The organism is Myxococcus sp. MISCRS1 (assembly GCF_026626605.1).
Classification (GTDB): Bacteria; Myxococcota; Myxococcia; order Myxococcales; family Myxococcaceae; genus Myxococcus; species Myxococcus fulvus.
This window is the reverse complement of sequence record NZ_JAPNKB010000001.1, coordinates 320108-336041: the sequence shown is the minus strand read 5'-3', so window position 1 is coordinate 336041 and position 15934 is coordinate 320108. Positions and strand designations below refer to the sequence as shown.

Sequence of the window (15934 nt, the reverse complement as noted above, 5' to 3'; positions counted from 1 at the left end):
CCATCATGCGGACCTTTTCCCTCGTCGTCGGAATCCTGCTGCTCGCTCCCGAGGCCCTGGGCGCGCCCGAGTCCACTCCGGCTCCCGCCGGCACCGCCACCGTGCCGCTGGAGCAGCTCATCCCGCTGTATTCGCAGCGACAGACACCACCTCCCGCGCCCCCCACCGAGGCGCTGGTGAAGACCGAGCTGAGCGGACGGTTGTCCGCGGACGCGCTGCAAGTGGAGGCGAGCTTCGAGGTGGAGGTGCTCGCGGATGGACGCTGGACGCAGGTGCGCTTGCTGCAACTCGACGCGGACACGTACCCCACGGCCCTGCCCACGCTGGAGGGCGCCACGGTGGGCGTGGTGGATGGCTTCCTGTGCCTGCTCACGCGCAAGGCGGGGCGTCAGAGCTTCGACGTGAGCCTCACCGTGCGCTCGTCGGGCACGGGGCCGGAGCGTCGCGCGCAGCTCCGCTTCGGCCCGCACGTCTCGCCGGTGCCGCTGGCGCTGGAGGCGGACACGTCCGTGTTCACGCTGCTGGAGTCACTGCCGTCCTCGGGTGAGGGCTACGCGCTCTATCCCGTGCAGGGCGCGCTGCGCGTCGGCTGGAAGGCGGCGTCCCAGGTGGCCCAGGCGACGAAGCCGCAGGTGCGCCCTCCGCTGGAGCCGCGCATCTCCGAGGCCACCGCGACGTGGGTGTCCACGCTGGAGGGCCGGGCCACGCTCCGCGTCGGCTACACGTTGAGCCTGGACCGCGAGCAGGCGCTGGAGCTGAGCATTCCGGAGGGCCACGCATTGGAGCGCGTCACGCTCAACGCCATCCCGGTGCCGGTGGAGGCGGTGACGGATGGGGTGCTGCGACTGAAGGTGGCGCCCGCGCGACTGGGCGAGACGTCGGGTGCGCTCGAGGTGGTGATGACGCGGGAGCTGGGCGTGTTCCACCTGTCCGGTCGGTTGAAGCTGGCGCTGCCGCGCGTCTCGTGGCCGGTGGCGGAGCTGCGGGCCCGCGCGCACTTCCCCGCGGTGTTCAACTACCGGCGGGAGGGCGGCAGCCTGGAGCAGTTCGAGGCGGCCGAGGCCGCGAGCCAGGGCGCGACGTTGCCGGGCAAGGTGCTGCACTTCCGTCAATACCTGGTGGCCGCGTCCTCGCCCACGCTCGAGCTGGGCTACTCGGTGGACATCTCCAACAGCTACTTCCGCTGATGCACGGCGACGGCGAAGGCGGAGCCCTTCGTCTCCGGGCTCGCGGGCAGGAGTTCCAGGGTGGAGCCGAACGCGCGCAGCATGGACTGGGAGATGGTGAGACCCAGGCCCGTGCCTCCGCGCTCGCGCGCCGTGGTGAAGAAGGCGTCGAAGATGCGGGCGCGGTTCGACTCGGAGATGCCTCGCCCGTCGTCCCGCACCACGACGCGCACGACGCCGTCCGCCTGCGTCTCCACGGCGAGCGACACGCGCACGTCCTCGCCACCGTGCTGGCGAGCGTTGGTGACGAGCTGCCAGAGCACGTCCTCCATCACCTCGGAGGGCAGGGCCACGGTGAGGCCGGCGGGAACGGGGCCCACGTCCACGCGCTCCAGCCCTTCGGCGTGGGCTCTCGCGGTGACGGCCTTCAGCAGCGGGGCCAGCTCCACCTGCGCCGGCGTGGCGGTGATGGAGTCGGCGCGGGCCAGCTCCAGCAGGCGCTGCACCAGCCTCGTGAGGCGGCGAGCGTCGGCGTCGATGTTGGAGAGGAAGCGCGTGCGCTGCTCGGGCGTCATCGCGTCCGCGCTGTCGCGCAACAGCTCCACCGCGCCCTGGATGGAGGCCAGCGGGGTCTTGAACTCGTGCGACACGTTGGCCGCGAAGGAGCGGATGTACTGGTTGCGGTCTCTCAGCGCGGTGGCCATGCCGGCGAGCGACTCGGACAGCTCGGCGAGCTCCGCGACGACGGGGCGGGCCAGGGGCTCGTAGCCCTCCGGCGCGCTGGCGGCGATGGCGCGCGTCTGCTTCACCAGCGCTCGCACCGGGCGGCCCAGCAACGCGGCCGCGGCCAGCGACATCAACCCGAGCGCGCCGAGCAGCACCAGGCCCGTGGCCGTCAGGTTCCAGCGGTCCGCGTACGTGGCCTTGGCGAAGGTCATCGGCGTGCGCGCCAGCACCACCACGCCCCAGACGCGCTCGCCTTGAAGGATGGGCAGCGCCACCGAGACGCGGATGCCGGTGTCTCGACTGAGCGAGGCCAGGGGCGTGTCCTCGGCCTCGGAGTGACGACGGCGCAGCACGCTCGCGGGCTCTCCTCGCAGGGCCTGTTGCACCTCGGGTCGGTCGGCCAGCGTCGTGCCCAGCACGGCCGGGCTGCTGCTGGCCACCACCACGCCGCTGGTGTCGACCACCCGGATGCCCGCGAGCGTGGCGGCGCGCACGTTCTCCAGGAGCGGGTTGAGCTTCAGGCCCGTCTCCAGGGCCCACGGCTCGCCGGGCACGAGCGCGCGCGGCGGCTCCTCGTCCGCGGGGAGCGGCTCGTCCGAGGCCTTGAGCGAGGGGAGGATGGGCCGCAGCCGCTTGTCATCGGGGATGGGGAAGGGCCACTTCGCGGTGCGAGTCCGTCCGTAGTCGCCTTCGCCGACGCGCTCGGCCAGCGTGGCGCGATAGAGCTCCACCACCACCGCGCCCTGCGTGAGCAGCTCCATCTCCGTTTGGCGGATGAGCTGGTTGTCATAGACGCGCACGAAGGCGAGCCCACCCAGCGTGAGCACGAAGCCGGCGAGCCCCACGGCCGCGAAGACCATCCACAGCCGGGGCTGGGGGCGGCGGCTACGGGATGGCGAGCCGATAGCCGAGGCCATGCACCGTCTCGATGACTTCGCCGCCGACGCCGGCGAACTTCTGCCGCACCCGACGCACGTGGCTGTCGATGGTGCGATCACTCACCACGCCGTCGTCGTAGACGCGCGTCATGACCTCGTCCCGGGTGAAGACCTTGCCCGGCACACGCAACAGCGCCGCGAGCAGGTGGAACTCCGTCACGGTGAGCACCACCTCCCGCTCGCCCCACCAGGCTCGGAAGCGCTCCTCGTCCAGCTTCAAGGGGCCGCGCATCAACGGCTTCGACGCCGCGGAGGCCGGGTTCTCGGGCGCGGGCCGCGCGCGACGCAGCACCGCCTTCACGCGCGCCACCAGCTCACGCGGGCTGAAGGGCTTGGTGAGGTAGTCGTCGCCGCCCAGCTCCAGGCCGAGGATGCGGTCCACCTCGTCGTCCCGCGAGGAGAGGAAGACGATGGGCAGTTCGTGCGTGCGCCGCACCTCGCGGCACACCGTGAGCCCGTCCATCTCCGGCATCATGATGTCCAGGACGATGAGCGCGGGGGGCGAGCGCTGGACGTGGGCCAGCGCCGCTCGCCCCTCCGAGGCTTCCTCCACGCGGAAGCCGCCTTGCTCCAGCGCGAAACGGACGATGTCCCGCAGGTGCGGATCATCATCGACGACCAGGACGGTGGGACGTTCAGCCACGCGGCACTCGGGTTGGGGAGGGCGTGGAGTCTACCTCCGACACGCCCGGACCTGGGCGTACAGTCACCTTTCCATTTTTTATTCGGGTCGGACGCAACCCGGTGCGGGCAGGGCCGATAACCCCAAGGAATGCGGTCGTCTGGCTTCGGGGGAAGTCAGCGCCACTTGATTGACGGAAGGACGAGCGACCTCGGGGGAGGGGCTCGTCCGGTTCGAGCCGGGGCGGCTGCCTGCGCCCCGGCTCAGCCTGTCAGTGGGCTTCGCGAACCTTCAGTCGCCGCGAGCGCCGTCGCGGGCGACGGATGGCCACCGCCGCCGCGAGCATCAACACCACCGGAACGAACACCAACAACGTTTGAGCCGTCACCGTCTCCCTCCTCCCTGCACTATGGCGAGGGGGTCTGACGTCCTTCTCCGGAAAACCTGAAATACCCCGGACTCCCGGTGTCGGGGGAGGTGTGACGCTCCGGCTCAGCCGCAGGAGAAGTCGCCGGAGGTGGTGCGCACCACGGCGCCGGTGGCGTCGGAGACGGTGGCGCTGATGCGGATGGAGGAGAAGTAGGTCCCGGTTTCGTCAGGGTTCAAACACGTGAAACTGCGGCTCGCACCTCCCGAAGTGGGGCCGGACGTGTAGTACCTGCCCGTCGCCTCGAGGTAGATCCGCTGGGTCCACGTATAGGTGAACGGCGCGATGCCCTCGGTGACGACCGCATCGCAGGACACCCGACTCAAGCCCTGCGAGCAGGAGAGCGAGGCCGTGAGCCCCGAGCTCTGCTCGCCCAGTGCCTCCTCCGACGTGGTCGTGTCCTCGAGCGGGCCGCCACAGGCCATCAGAAAGGTCCCAACTCCGACTGCCACCGCCACCATGCGCTTCGTCTCCATGGATACCTCCGCGAGCGATTCGGCTGAAGGATGCGGGAGCAGCCTATCTCAGAGGGCAATGAATGGCGTGGGTCTGGGGCGACCTCGTGCTCGTGATTGGGATTGCGCCGTCAACGCTCATGCGCGGTGGCGAGCGTGTGGCGCGTCCGCGCGCCTCGCCGATAGGCGTCGCGGGTGAGGGCTCGCAGGCCGGAGCGACGACGGCGAGCAGCGCGAGCAGCACCCAGCCCTCCGCCTTGTGCGCGTAGAACAGGGTGATGGACGCGAGGACGAAGAGCCAGCGCACCCAGGGGTGCTCGAAGCGCCACGCCAGCAGGCCCACGCCCGCGAAGCAGCCCGCGACGAGCAGCGACAGGAACAGCTTGAAGACATCGACGCGTTCGAGCGGCAGCAGCCACAACAGCGCGCCGAGGAGCAGGTCCTCGAGCGGCGGGTAGAACAGGTTCTGGACGTACCCGAGGAAGGCGCTGTCGTTGACCGGGTGGAAGGCCCCCCGACGCACCGCCATGCCGCTGGCGAGGTGCCCCGCGACGTCGATGCTGAAGACATCCAGCCGCGTGACGATGAGCGCGGCGCCATACGCCGTTGCGAGCGCCAGGAGGCTGGGGACGGGGGACGGCCGCATCTGGGAGCAACGTCAGGCGGGAGGGCGCCGTCGTGATGGCGCCGCTCCCTCACGGAAGTCGAGGCTCAGTCGGACTCCTCACCACCGGTGTTGCCGCACAGACAACTGTTGGCGCCCGGGCACGTCTCGTCATAGGTGCACTGGCCCTCGTGCCAGGGGCCTGACCATGGGCCGCTCCCTGGAGGATTGGGCTGCTGCTCGCTGCATCCCCAGCGCACCTGGCGGACGTACCCACCGCTCGGATGCGAGGGGTCCGAGACCCACTCCTCCGCGTAGCAGGCATCGATGCACAACTGGAGCGTCTCCCAGATGGAGGTGTCCATCGAGCAGATGTACACCGGGGCGGCACGCGCGGCGGGCGCGAGCATCAGCGCGGAGAGCACCACGAACGCACGAAACGTCTGCGCAAGCATGTTTGGACCTCCAGGAAGGGTCACGATTGTTGTGTGCGTGTCCTTGCAATACAAGTGAAAACCGGGTGTCGGCCGACGTTCCGGCTCGACTCGGGTTTCAGCGGGTCTCACCGGAGCCCACCGCCGGATGTCTGTCATTCGCGGTGGGTGGCTTTCCGTAGAACGTGGTGGGGCCGAAGCCAGCTCCCTCCGCTCCGCATCGGCGGTGTCGTGGGTGAAGGAGCATGGACTCGGCGGCGAGGGGCAGGGCCGAGCGCGTGTCCCCCCATCGCGAGCGCCGGCACGGTGGCTCGGACCAGTAGCCCTACAGCAGGGCAGGGCGGCCCCGAGGAGCAGCCCCGCCCGGAGGAGACGTCGCGGGACTACCACCGCTCGATGGAGGTGATGGTCAGCGCGAACGGAGGGCCGGAGAAGCTCGAGTTGTTGGTGCAGGGCCGCTCGGCGATGTCACCCAGGTTGGCCGAGTAGAAGCCGTAGGTGGAGCCGTTGCCCTTCTCGTAGAACACGCTGCCGCCGGGCAGGGTGACCTTCCAGACGAAGTTGAAGCTGTCGTACCACTTGGGGGACGTGCGGTGGGAGATGAAGCTGCGCACCGTCACCGTCCAGGTCCACGGCGCGGAGGCGGGCGCGGCGACCGTCTGCGTGTTGTCCCAGTCGAACGCGACCCAGTTGTCCAGCCCGCCCCAGCCGTGGATGAGCTCCACCGACGTGCCCCACGGCAGCGAGAGGTTCCGGTACGACATCCGGATCTCCGCCTCGTAGGAGCTGGCGTACAGACAGGAGTGGAGCGACGCGCGGCCATCCGCCCAGTGCTCGATGGCGAAGGACGACGAGGACGCGAGGAACAGCGCGAGGGCGCAGAGCTTTCGGACAGCCGAGGTCATGAAGAGACTCCCTGGTGATTGGTTCGGCGCGCGTCTCTATCACGAGGGTGGGTTCTCGTGAACTCCCTGTATGTCTGTTCACTCCTTCTTTCCCTGGGAGTTGTCGGGTCCGTGAAACATCGTCTCGTGACGCGGGGGAGGTGCCGAGGCATCCGGAATGACCCAGCCCTCCCTGGGACGTGGGGTGGGGGAGGCGGTCCGAAACCGGCGCATGATTTGCGCGCGGGTGTCGTCCTGGCCCCGGCTGTGATTGCGTCTGAATCCTCTATCGGTGTGTCTGTCATTTGATGCAGGCTGACGCCTCGCGCACGGTCAGGCGATCTGCGTCTGCGTGCGAGAAGGGGAACATCCATGCGCATGTCGAAGAGTGTCTGCGTCGTCGGCTTCCTGCTGGCGATGGTGGCGGGCTGTGGCTCCGGTACGCAGTCGGGTGCCGTGCAGTTGGTGATTGGCGAGCAGGAAGCGGCGGCGACGGAGGCGAGCGTCGTCCGCATCCAGGTGGTCGTCTCCGGCCCGGACTTCGCGGACATCCAGCAGGACCTGGTGAAGACAGGCTCGGCCTGGGGCGGCACCATCGACGGGATTCCCGCGGGGACCGGCAGGACGCTCACGGTGTCGGCCTACGCGGCGAACAACGGGCTCGAGTACCAGGGGCAGGCGACGGGTGTCACCATCGTCGGCGGGGAGACGGCGCTGGTGGCCGTCACGCTGCATGACATGACGTTCGGCCACTACGAGGACAACGACGTGCCCATCATCGACTCGGTGTCGGTGTCGTCGAACACGGCGGTGGCCGGCGAGCAGCTCACGCTGGGCGCCACGGCGCATGACCCGGTGCCGAATGACCTGCTGTCGTACTCGTGGAGCGCCACGGCGGGGCAGTTGAGCAGCACGACGGTGGCGAACCCCACCTGGACGGCGCCGATGTCGCCACAGACGGTGACGCTCACGCTGACGGTGCGCGACCAGCGCAATGGCGTCAGCACGGCGCGCCTCACGGTGGAGGTCGTCGCGGCGACGGTGCCGGGTGGGAGCGCCACGGTCAGCGTCACCTTCAACCGACCGCCGCTGGTGCTCTACGTCCACGCGAGCGAGGGCCGGGTGGTGCTCGGACAGAGCACGGCCGTCATCGCGAACGTGTTCGACCAGGAGCGCGACGCGGTGACCTACCAGTGGACCGCGACCTGCCCCGGCACGTTCAGCACGCCGACCGGGCAGTCCTCGAACTTCACGCCGACGGCCGTCCCCTCGGGCGCGTGCAACAACTGCAGCGTCACCATGACGGCGCGCGACAGCCGCGGCGGCGTCCGCTCCGGCTCGGTGAAGCTGTGCGTCGTCTCCACGCCCGCGCCGTGAGCCCAGGCACCCACCGGTGAGGTGGCAGGCGTTGGCTTCGATTCCGCCGCGCCGGGGCGACACTCACCTCGCCGCCTCCTTCCGAGGATGGGAGGCGGCGGATGCCGTCAGCGGATCAGCGGGGTGGTTCGCTCGGAGCCGGTCCGCGAGACTCGGCGGGTCTCCCGGCCGTTGAAGTCCACGGCTTCGCCTTCACCCACCAGCGTGCGGATGGTGATGCGAGACAGGCACTGGCTGTCGTCCACGGTGTGCGTCACCACGTAGCGCGGCACGCTGGAGGCGGGCTCACCCAGGCGCAGGCGCATCTCCCGCAGGGCGTCGATGTAGCCCGCGAGCGGCTCCATTCTCGCGAGCGCGCGCCGCAGCACCTTGTCCGAGCGCTTGCTCATGACCCGGTCCCACACCAGATAGCCCGCGCCGAGCGTGGCGGAGCTGGTGAAGAACATCACGAAGTTGAGCATCCCCCCGAGCAGACGGTTGCGCGTGAAGCCCTGCTCGCCCGTCGCCTCGGTGAGGATATCCTTGAGCGTCTCCACTGCGGACTGGTTGGCCATCCCCAGCCACTCGCGCGCGTCCTTCGGGCTGCCCAGCAGCAGGCGGCACAGGCCCAGGTGCAGGGAGATGAGCGAGACGCGGGCCGTGTCGCGCTCGGCACCCAGCGCCTCCGTGAAGCGGTGACCGGCGGCGCGGATCTGCTCCAGCCGCTCGTCGCGCGTACACGTGGGCCGGGTGGAAGCCTCCAGGTGCGCGCGCCCCGCGTGGAAGGCGCCCTCGCGCAGCAGGTGCGGCTCCCGATGCAGATGGCCCAGCAGGACCAACTGCTCTCCCTCCGTTCCCAGCAGCGCCTCCTGCAGCGCCACCGGCCCCTCTTCCTGATGCTTGCCGTTCACCTGTCGAGGTGTGGCCAGGATGAGGTCATTCCACGTCGCCATTCGCGGACTCCCGTGTGCTGCGGCGCCTCTTGTCTCCGGCGATCCCCCTGGAGACCAAGTCTGCCACAGCCACGCGGTTTCACGAGCCTGGGTCACCGCTTCCGTCGCCGCCTCTCGCTCTCTCATCCCCAGGCGGCGGTGCGCTTTCAAGCCCGGCAGAAAAAGGTGCCCGTGTTCTCGTGGTGTCGCGATTCTTCGCAGGGCTGTCGCGCATTGCTGGATTGGTACCGCGAGAATGATGGTGTCGCGAGCCCATGGGTCCTTGGCGCCCTCCATGCTTCCGAGTCGCGCGAGGTGCACCTGGCATCGATGACGCCGGGCGATCGGGCGCCGGCGCGGGGAGGGTGGGATTTCGTGCAGAGCCCTCGTTCGCGAGGGAGGGGCGAGAGCGCCCTCCGTGTCGCGATGGGACTCGAGTCACGCCTGTCTCAGGTGCTCCCGGGCGCGGGGGCCTCGTACAAGCGGAAGCGCGTCACGGGGCGATAGCCCATGCGTTGATACACGGGCGCGCCGGCGTCGGTGGCGTGGAGCACGGAGCGCTCGATGCCCCACGCGTCGCGAGCCTCGCGCAGCGCGTGCCGCATGACGAGCTCCGCCGCGCCGATTCGCCGGTGACTGGGGGACGTGGCGACGAGCGCGATGTACGCGAGGCCGTCCACCCGCAGCACCACGGTGCTGCTCGCGGGTGCGTCCTCGCGGCAGGCGACGAAGCCCCGGGAATGCTCGTTGTAGAGGGACTCCGCGTCCAGGGCCTCGCGTCCCGACTCGCGGCTCACGTCGTAGGCGAGCGAGTTGATGTCGGCCACGGCCTGGCGTCCCCAGGTGTCCTGCACGGGGCGCACGTCGAGCGGGGGCAGGGCGCGCACGGGCTCCGCGAGCCGCTCGCACACCATGCCGGTGACGGTGGTGAGCGGGCGCAGCTTGTACCAGGCGAGGATGGACCCGGCGCGCTCGCGCACCTGGGGCGCGAGCCAGTCGTCGGAGATGACGAACGTCCACGGGTGGCGGCCCGTGGAAAAGTAGCGCGCCGCGGACGCGACGGCGGCGGAGAGGGCCTGCTCCGTCGTGGCGGGCGCGCGCAGGAAGGCCGCGTTCATCATCGCCCAGGAGACATGGCTCGACGCGATGAAGACCTCGGGGCGCTCCACCACCTCGCCCGCTCTGCCGCCCAGGGCCATCTTCCGCCAGGCGCCTCGGAATTGCGCATGGGACTCGTCGATCTCGGCCTGCGTCGCGGAGTGCATGGAGGGCTCCAGGGGTGAAGGGGAAGGAGCGATGGTACCCCATGTGCTCCGCGTGGACGCGCGGGGCCACTGGAACACTCTGTTCCTGACTCAACGAGCGGCCACGTCGCGCAGCAGGTGATGCGCCTCGCTCAGCAGCGCGAGGAACTCCTCACGCTCCTCGTTGCCCGCCGGTGTCGCGGAGCGCGCGATCTCCCGCACCTGGTCCAGGCTCCACTTCTCCGCGTGAGGGCTGCGCCGCAAGAGCTCCGCCGCGCCCATCACCGCGGTCGCGAAGCGCAGGTCCGAAGGGGCCTGCTTGAACGTGGGTGAGAGCGCGCTGGCGGCGAAGGGGAAGACGCGCTCGGAGGCACTCTCGCCACGAGGGTGCTTGGCGCGCACGCGCACCGTGGCGAGCCCCTCGCCCGCGCCGGGCATGAGCTCCAGTTCGTACAAGGCGGTGACGGAGTGGCCCGAGCCCAGCTCTCCCGCGTCCACGCGGTCATTGCGGAAGTCCGCGTCCGCGATGTCGCGGTTCTCGTAGCCGACGAGGCGATAGCGGGACACCTGCTTCGGGTCGAACTCCACCTGGAGCTTCACGTCCTTCGCGATGACCTCCAGCGTGCCTCCGAGCTGCTCCACGAAGATGCGCCGCGCGGCCATCAGCGAGTCCACGTAATGGTGGTTGCCGTTCCCCTGGTCCGCGAGCTGCTCCATCATCGTGTCCTGGTAGTTGCCCATCCCGAAGCCCACCGTGGTGACGGTGATGCCTTCCTTCACGTGTCCCCGGATGGTCTTCAGGATCTCCTCATGGGAGGTGCTGCCCACGTTCGCGTCGCCGTCGGACAGGATGACGACGCGTGACACCGACTCGCCATCCAGCGTCTTCATCGCCTCCTGGTAGGCCAACTGGATGCCGGAGCCCATCGCAGTGCTCCCGCCCGCGGTCAGGTCCTCGATGGCGGCGTGGATCCGGGCCTTGTGCTCCATGCCCGTGGGCGGCAGGACGCGGCGCACCGCGCTCGCGTAGGTGACGAGCGCCACGGTGTCGCCGTCGCGGAGCTGGTCCACGAGCATCCGCAGGGCGCGTTTCGCGAGCGGCAGGCGGTCCGGCGACTGCATCGACCCGGAGATGTCCACGAGGAAGGTGAGGTGGGCGGGCTTGCGCTCGGAGACGCTCAGACGCTTGCCCTGCACGCCGACGCGCAGCAGGTGTCGTCCGGGCGTGAAGGGGGAGGGCGCGGCGTCGAGGTGCACGGCGAAGGGGCCCTCGTCCGGTGCGGGCGCGGGGTACGTGTAGCGGAAGTAGTTGAGCATCTCCTCCACGCGCACGGCTTCACGCGGCGGCAGGGCACCTTCCTTGAGCTTGCGCCGCGCCAGCGTGTACGAGGCCGTGTCGACATCCGCCGCGAAGGTGGAGAGGCGGTCCTGCGCCGTGGAGACGAAGGGATTCACGCCGTGGTCGCGGTAGCCCTCCCTGTTGGAGGCGGTGTCCGAGTCGGGAGCCCGGGAGGAGCCCGCGAGGCGTCCGCTGCCGCGCCACAGGGTGCCGACACCCGCGAGCTCGTTGCGTTTGCCACCCAGTACCTCGACACCGCCGCCCCCGAAGCCGCTCCCCCGGAGGCCCAGTCCGCTCTTGCCGTGGCCATGGGCCGAGCCGGACGCGCCGAACATGTTGCCCATCGCCGAGCGCAGGCGCTCGGGGTTCCCGGAGGGTGGGGCCACCGCGCTCGGTGCGGGGGCGGCGTCGACGCGAGCGGAGGCGACGGGGGGCGCCGATTCAGGGCCCGTGGTCGTGGCCGCGGGCACCAGGGCTGTGTCCCCCTGGGGCGATGGGGCCTTGGAGGCCATCTGTCCCGCGTGCGCGTCACCAGGCGCCTGGCCTTTCGTGTCCACGTCCGCTGACCGGCACGAGAACATCATTCCGCTCATCGCGAGCGCACACACGACACCCGTGACGGCCACGAGGTTCCGCCTCATTCACAGCCTCCCTGTTCCTGGATTCGCCGGTGCTCCGACAGCAGGTCCGTGGGAAAGGTTCCGCGGGCTCACCAGATGACTCGCGCTGGCGTTCCCGTGGGACGCGAGGGCGTCACACCAGGACGCCAGGAGGGGGCCGTTCAACGGGAGGGACATCGTCCGCCCCGGGAGCACGGAGTGGCATGCGCCTTGCGAACGGAGCGCATCTCTCTCGCGAGGTCAGGACACCTTGATTCTCTTCCTGCGGTCCAGTGCCGAGGCGAACAGTGTCATCACGACGCCTGCCGGGGGCATCGTGGTCGCGAGGGCCACCGCGAAGTACGCGCAGTTGGCTCGCGGGGTCCGCGTCATCGTGCCCTGGTACGAGCTCCAGCCGGATCCCGAGAAGTTCGGTCAGATGCTCCTCCAGGTGGCGGCGGGTGACCCGGTGTGTCGCGCGCTCCTCGAACGGGCCGGGCAGGTCTGGGGCATGGACTTCAGCCTTCATGCCGGGGCCTTCCGCGCGGCGAACGTCCAGAAGCACTATCTGAAGCAGCTCCAGATATGGCTGAGCCCGCTGTCGGGAAACCTGGGGCACCGGGATGCGCATCGCCCCACGGTGGATGAGCAGTTCGTCCGGATGTGGCAGGGCTACGGGCTCAAGAAGAAGGACCTGGATGCCGTGGCCGCCTTGCCCTTCTTCCAGACGCTGAAGGTCGGGGGCCGCAGGGATCGCATCCAGTTCTACCGGAACGTGACGGAAGCGGCCCGTGCGCTCATCGGCGAGGTGACGTCCTGGCCGTCACGCAACATCGAGAAGATCTCGATGTTGTACCTCCTGGGCAGCCCGGGGTTGGCGAACCAGCAACGGGCGATGCTCGCCGCGGTGGTTCGCGCGATGACCCAGGCTCAAGGCCCCCTCCAGTTGGACTACAAGATGTGGGAGTACCTGCCGTACTATCTGCGAGGGAAGCCAGGTGAGGACACCGACGCGGGCACGGCACAACCCCGTGTCCTGGGCGCCATCCATCATTGTCTGTCGGAGTCCCCCGCCACGCAGGCGCTCGCCTCCGCGCAGGCACTCGCAGCCTTCCGCGCCCTGGACGGGGGCAAGGAGTTCAATCGCTGGCAGTTGTTGCCTCCCGTCGTGAGGTGTCAGGTCGTGCTCAGCGACCTGGCGCGGATGTTCCCCTGGCGGGGGAGCAATGGCCGCCATCAGCGCTTCGAGTTCGCGCAGGACCGTCTCGCGGGGCTGCCATCGCTGGCGGGGTTCGGCGCGTGGGGCGCGACGATGGAGGCCCATGCGGAGCCGACGCCCCATGATCCAGGCAGAGACTTTCCCCATGCGGCGGGCTGGACGCGCCATGAGTTCTGCCCGAACGTGGTGTCATCCCGGCTCCTGCTGGCGCCGCTGTACGCGGGCACCTCGGGACACACCCAGGGACGCATCAGTGCGTGGACGCAGTTCGCCCAGCGGTATCAGGGCCTGGCTGCGGTCCCGATCGGCGTGGTCATCTCCGTGGGGTATTCGGTCCTCTGGCGTCTGTATTACGACAAGCGGACGACGAGCTTCCATACCTTGTTCGAGGCCATCCAGGGGTCGCACGCGGACGCGACCGTGCGGGACCTGAGGGCCGTCGCCCCGATCGACGGGGACATCCTCTGGAACATCGTCCTGGCCAGCGCGCCCACGGGGAAGATCGACGTGAGAGGCTTCTGGAATACCTGCGTCAATAGCTTCACCAGTCCGGGCCCGTTCCTCCCGAGGCAGTTGAAGATCGAGCTCTCCAAGGCGCGCACCTTCGTGACCAAGGCCTGCCCCGGATCGGTCATCCCTCGGTGGAGCAGGACGGAGAACGCGGACGCGACGGGGAGCGCTGTCGCCGTGTGGGACGACAACCAGAACCTGGATGCCTTCCGTGAGGAGGAGGTCTGGAAGTTTCTCGTCGAGACCTTCATGCCGCCTCCTGATGCGAGCAGCTCGTCGTCGGGGCTCCCCGCCGCGAGCAGCGCCGCCGCGGCCACTCCTTCGCCCGGCAAGCCGACGATGAGTGACCTGGACAAGATCGCCGGCCTGATTGGTGATTATCTCTAGCGTCCATGCTCATCCCCCCGCTGGCACCCGATGCGACGTGCGCCACGCTCGTGCTCGACGATGACGGTGCCCGGGCGCGGCGCTTCCGGACGACGACGCGTCTGGGGGAGATGGCGGGACTCGATGTGACGGGGCTCGCCGAGCTGCGCTGCTCGGGAAGCGCGCAGCCGTCCAGCGAGGGCTTCCGGGACGTGCTGCGACAGCTCGACGGCGTGCGTCCCGAGGCTCTCTACGTCGTGGATCTGCGTCAGGAGTCGCACGGCTTCCTGAACGGCGCGGCGGTGAGCTGGTACGCGGAGTCCAACTGGGGCGCGGTGGGGCTGTCGGACGAGGAGGTCCTGGCGCTCGAGGCCGGTCGTCTGCGGCTGCTGGGCCTGTCGCCTCGCGTGCGCGTGGGCAACGTGGAGGCCGTGAAGGGCAAGGCGCCCGTGGCCTTCACCGATTGGGAGCGGCGCTCGGTGTCGGACGAGGCGCGGGCCTTCGGGTTGCCAGAGGGGCAGTACGTCCGGCTCCCCGTCACGGACCACACCCGTCCCCAGGACGCCACGGTGCAGCGCTTCCTCGACTGGGTGCGCGGGCTCCCAGACGATGCGCATCTGCATCTGCACTGCCGGGGCGGCAAGGGGCGGACCGCCACGTTCATGTGCTTGCTGGACCTGCTGCGCAACGCACACCGGCTCCCGCTCGACACCGTGCTGGACCGACAGGCGCGGCTCGGGGCCTACGACCTGCGCGAGCCGGCGGACCCCTCCAGCCGCAAGGCGCCCTTCATCACGGAGCGGCGGACCTTCATCGAGCGCTTCCACGCGTACGCGCGCGAGAATCCCGGGGGCGCGCCACTCGGGTGGACCGAGTGGCTTGCCCGGAGCGCTGACGTGGCTAGTTGACGTCGCAGTAGAAGTCCGTCCCCATCGCGAGCACGTTGGGCTTGCTGCCGTAGATGGTGATGGTTCCGTCAACGACATCGAGCGTCACGGGCTCGATGATGTTCGGCTCGGGGACCGAGTAATAACCGTCGATGTGCGGCGCGATGGTGTACGCGTAGTTGTTGACGGTGAGCGTGTAGACCCACGGCGAATCCCAGTCCGATGACGGATACGGCAGGGAATGCTGGAGGTAGCCGTTGAGGTAGTACGACCAGAACCATCCCCAGTTCAGGTCCGCCGTGTAGTTCGCGTAGTTCCAGTTCCCGAGCCAGTTCCTGTACATCGCCTGGATGGTGAGGAAGTTCGAGACGTAGAGCTCGGTGTGGTTCCACTGGGTATACGACTTCAGCTCGACCCAAGCCCTGAACCGCCGCCGGCCGTCATAGGTCCAGGCGTTGCCGACGGCCGAGTAGGAGCGGCATGCGGCCTTGGTGGGGATGACGGCGAGCCCGGTGTCAGGCGCGGTGGGGGCGGTGACGGACGTCCGGGCGAGGGCGGCCTTGGCCCCCTCGAGGTCGTCGAGGCTCTTGTATGACACCTGCTTCACGCCCTCGGGCAGGTACTGCATGAGCACGCCGCCGATGGCCACCCGCCCGTCGGGGTCGAGCACGGGCGCGAGGTATCTCTGCTGGAGGTTGTAGTCGAAGTACTCACCGGCCTCCTCGCGGATGACCTTCAGGTGGCCTTGTCGCACCGCTTGCAGATAGGCATCGGAGTGGATGGGCTCCCGGGGCACGAGGCGCGCTGCTTCAGGGCCACCCTGGAGGAGCCGCTCGTAGCGGTCATCAATCAGCGCCTCCTGCTCCACGACATCCTCGAACACCTCTCGCAACGAAGTGAACCCCAGGCGTCGGTTCCAGGTCCGGAGCCCCCGGGTATCCAGGTGTATCAATTGGTCGAGCGTCGCCTGGAGTGCCTGTCTGTCTTTGAAGACGAGCACCCCCGCCCGAGCGACGACCGGGGCCTCCTGCGCGACGAGCGGCGCCGGAGTGCTCACGACCACCGGGGTGGGCTCGTTGACGGGTGCGGCTTCACAACCCAGGAGTACCGAGACGGAGACCACGGAGATGATTCCACGCCAGCACGAGGAGACTCCCATGAGGTGTCACTCCTTTTTTGGGGGAGTGAGTATAGGTTCTCTCTGAGTGAATGTCGACGCGGGCAGG

General features: G+C 69.2%; 14 protein-coding genes. 4 read left to right on the top strand and 10 right to left on the bottom strand.

Annotated features, from left to right (window positions below):
- Window positions 1-5: 5 nt before the first annotated feature.
- The gene (locus OWM54_RS01195; RefSeq protein WP_267696381.1) at window positions 6-1187 is read left to right on the top strand and encodes a hypothetical protein; all 1182 of its coding nucleotides are present in this window, start codon (window positions 6-8) and stop codon (window positions 1185-1187) included.
- Here OWM54_RS01195 and OWM54_RS01190 read toward each other — a convergent pair.
- The 6 genes from OWM54_RS01190 to OWM54_RS01165 all read right to left on the bottom strand — a co-directional run bounded on the left by OWM54_RS01190 (window position 1175) and on the right by OWM54_RS01165 (window position 6277).
- Window positions 1175-2809 (bottom strand): sensor histidine kinase, encoded by a 1635-nt coding sequence (locus tag OWM54_RS01190; protein WP_267696380.1) that lies wholly within the window; start codon window positions 2807-2809, stop codon window positions 1175-1177. The two genes, OWM54_RS01195 and OWM54_RS01190, sit on opposite strands and share 13 nt — an antisense overlap.
- Complete coding sequence (locus tag OWM54_RS01185) at window positions 2778-3473, bottom strand: response regulator transcription factor (protein ID WP_267696379.1); 696 nt, start codon at window positions 3471-3473, stop codon at window positions 2778-2780. Before OWM54_RS01185 ends, OWM54_RS01190 begins: the two co-directional genes overlap by 32 nt.
- A 471-nt stretch (window positions 3474-3944) precedes the next feature.
- Window positions 3945-4355 (bottom strand): hypothetical protein, encoded by a 411-nt coding sequence (locus tag OWM54_RS01180; protein WP_267696378.1) that lies wholly within the window; start codon window positions 4353-4355, stop codon window positions 3945-3947.
- A gap of 43 nt (window positions 4356-4398) precedes the next feature.
- On the bottom strand, window positions 4399-4980 hold the full coding sequence (locus OWM54_RS01175) for a hypothetical protein (RefSeq protein WP_267696377.1): 582 nt from the start codon (window positions 4978-4980) through the stop codon (window positions 4399-4401).
- Window positions 4981-5045: 65 nt separating this feature from the next.
- Window positions 5046-5393, bottom strand: a complete 348-nt coding sequence (locus OWM54_RS01170) for a hypothetical protein (protein ID WP_267696376.1) — start codon at window positions 5391-5393, stop codon at window positions 5046-5048.
- 362 nt (window positions 5394-5755) lie between these two features.
- Window positions 5756-6277, bottom strand: coding sequence for a hypothetical protein (locus OWM54_RS01165; RefSeq protein ID WP_254042880.1), 522 nt, complete (start codon window positions 6275-6277; stop codon window positions 5756-5758).
- A gap of 351 nt (window positions 6278-6628) precedes the next feature.
- Between OWM54_RS01165 and OWM54_RS01160 the strand changes: the two genes are divergently transcribed.
- A complete protein-coding gene (locus tag OWM54_RS01160; RefSeq protein ID WP_267696375.1) occupies window positions 6629-7633 on the top strand; it encodes a PKD domain-containing protein in 1005 nt (334 codons plus the stop codon).
- 107 nt (window positions 7634-7740) lie between these two features.
- Here OWM54_RS01160 and OWM54_RS01155 read toward each other — a convergent pair whose 3' ends face one another.
- The 3 genes from OWM54_RS01155 to OWM54_RS01145 form a co-directional block, all read right to left on the bottom strand.
- Window positions 7741-8565 carry a hypothetical protein gene (locus OWM54_RS01155; RefSeq protein ID WP_074956946.1) on the bottom strand — a complete coding sequence of 275 codons (825 nt, stop codon included), beginning with the start codon at window positions 8563-8565 and terminating at the stop codon, window positions 7741-7743.
- 428 nt (window positions 8566-8993) lie between these two features.
- A complete protein-coding gene (locus OWM54_RS01150; protein WP_267696374.1) occupies window positions 8994-9809 on the bottom strand; it encodes a GNAT family N-acetyltransferase in 816 nt (271 codons plus the stop codon).
- A 90-nt stretch (window positions 9810-9899) separates the two neighbouring features.
- Window positions 9900-11768, bottom strand: coding sequence for a vWA domain-containing protein (locus OWM54_RS01145; RefSeq protein WP_267696373.1), 1869 nt, complete (start codon window positions 11766-11768; stop codon window positions 9900-9902).
- Between the two features lie 229 nt (window positions 11769-11997).
- Here OWM54_RS01145 and OWM54_RS01140 point away from each other — a divergent pair, with 229 nt between their 5' ends.
- Window positions 11998-13842, top strand: a complete 1845-nt coding sequence (locus OWM54_RS01140) for a hypothetical protein (RefSeq protein WP_267696372.1) — start codon at window positions 11998-12000, stop codon at window positions 13840-13842.
- 5 nt (window positions 13843-13847) lie between these two features.
- Entirely contained in the window at window positions 13848-14729 is an 882-nt protein-coding gene (locus tag OWM54_RS01135; RefSeq protein WP_267696371.1) for a protein tyrosine phosphatase, read from the top strand.
- Here the strand turns inward: OWM54_RS01135 and OWM54_RS01130 are convergent.
- On the bottom strand, window positions 14722-15867 hold the full coding sequence (locus OWM54_RS01130; protein WP_267696370.1) for a hypothetical protein: 1146 nt from the start codon (window positions 15865-15867) through the stop codon (window positions 14722-14724). The genes OWM54_RS01135 and OWM54_RS01130 overlap by 8 nt on opposite strands.
- Window positions 15868-15934 lie beyond the last annotated feature (67 nt).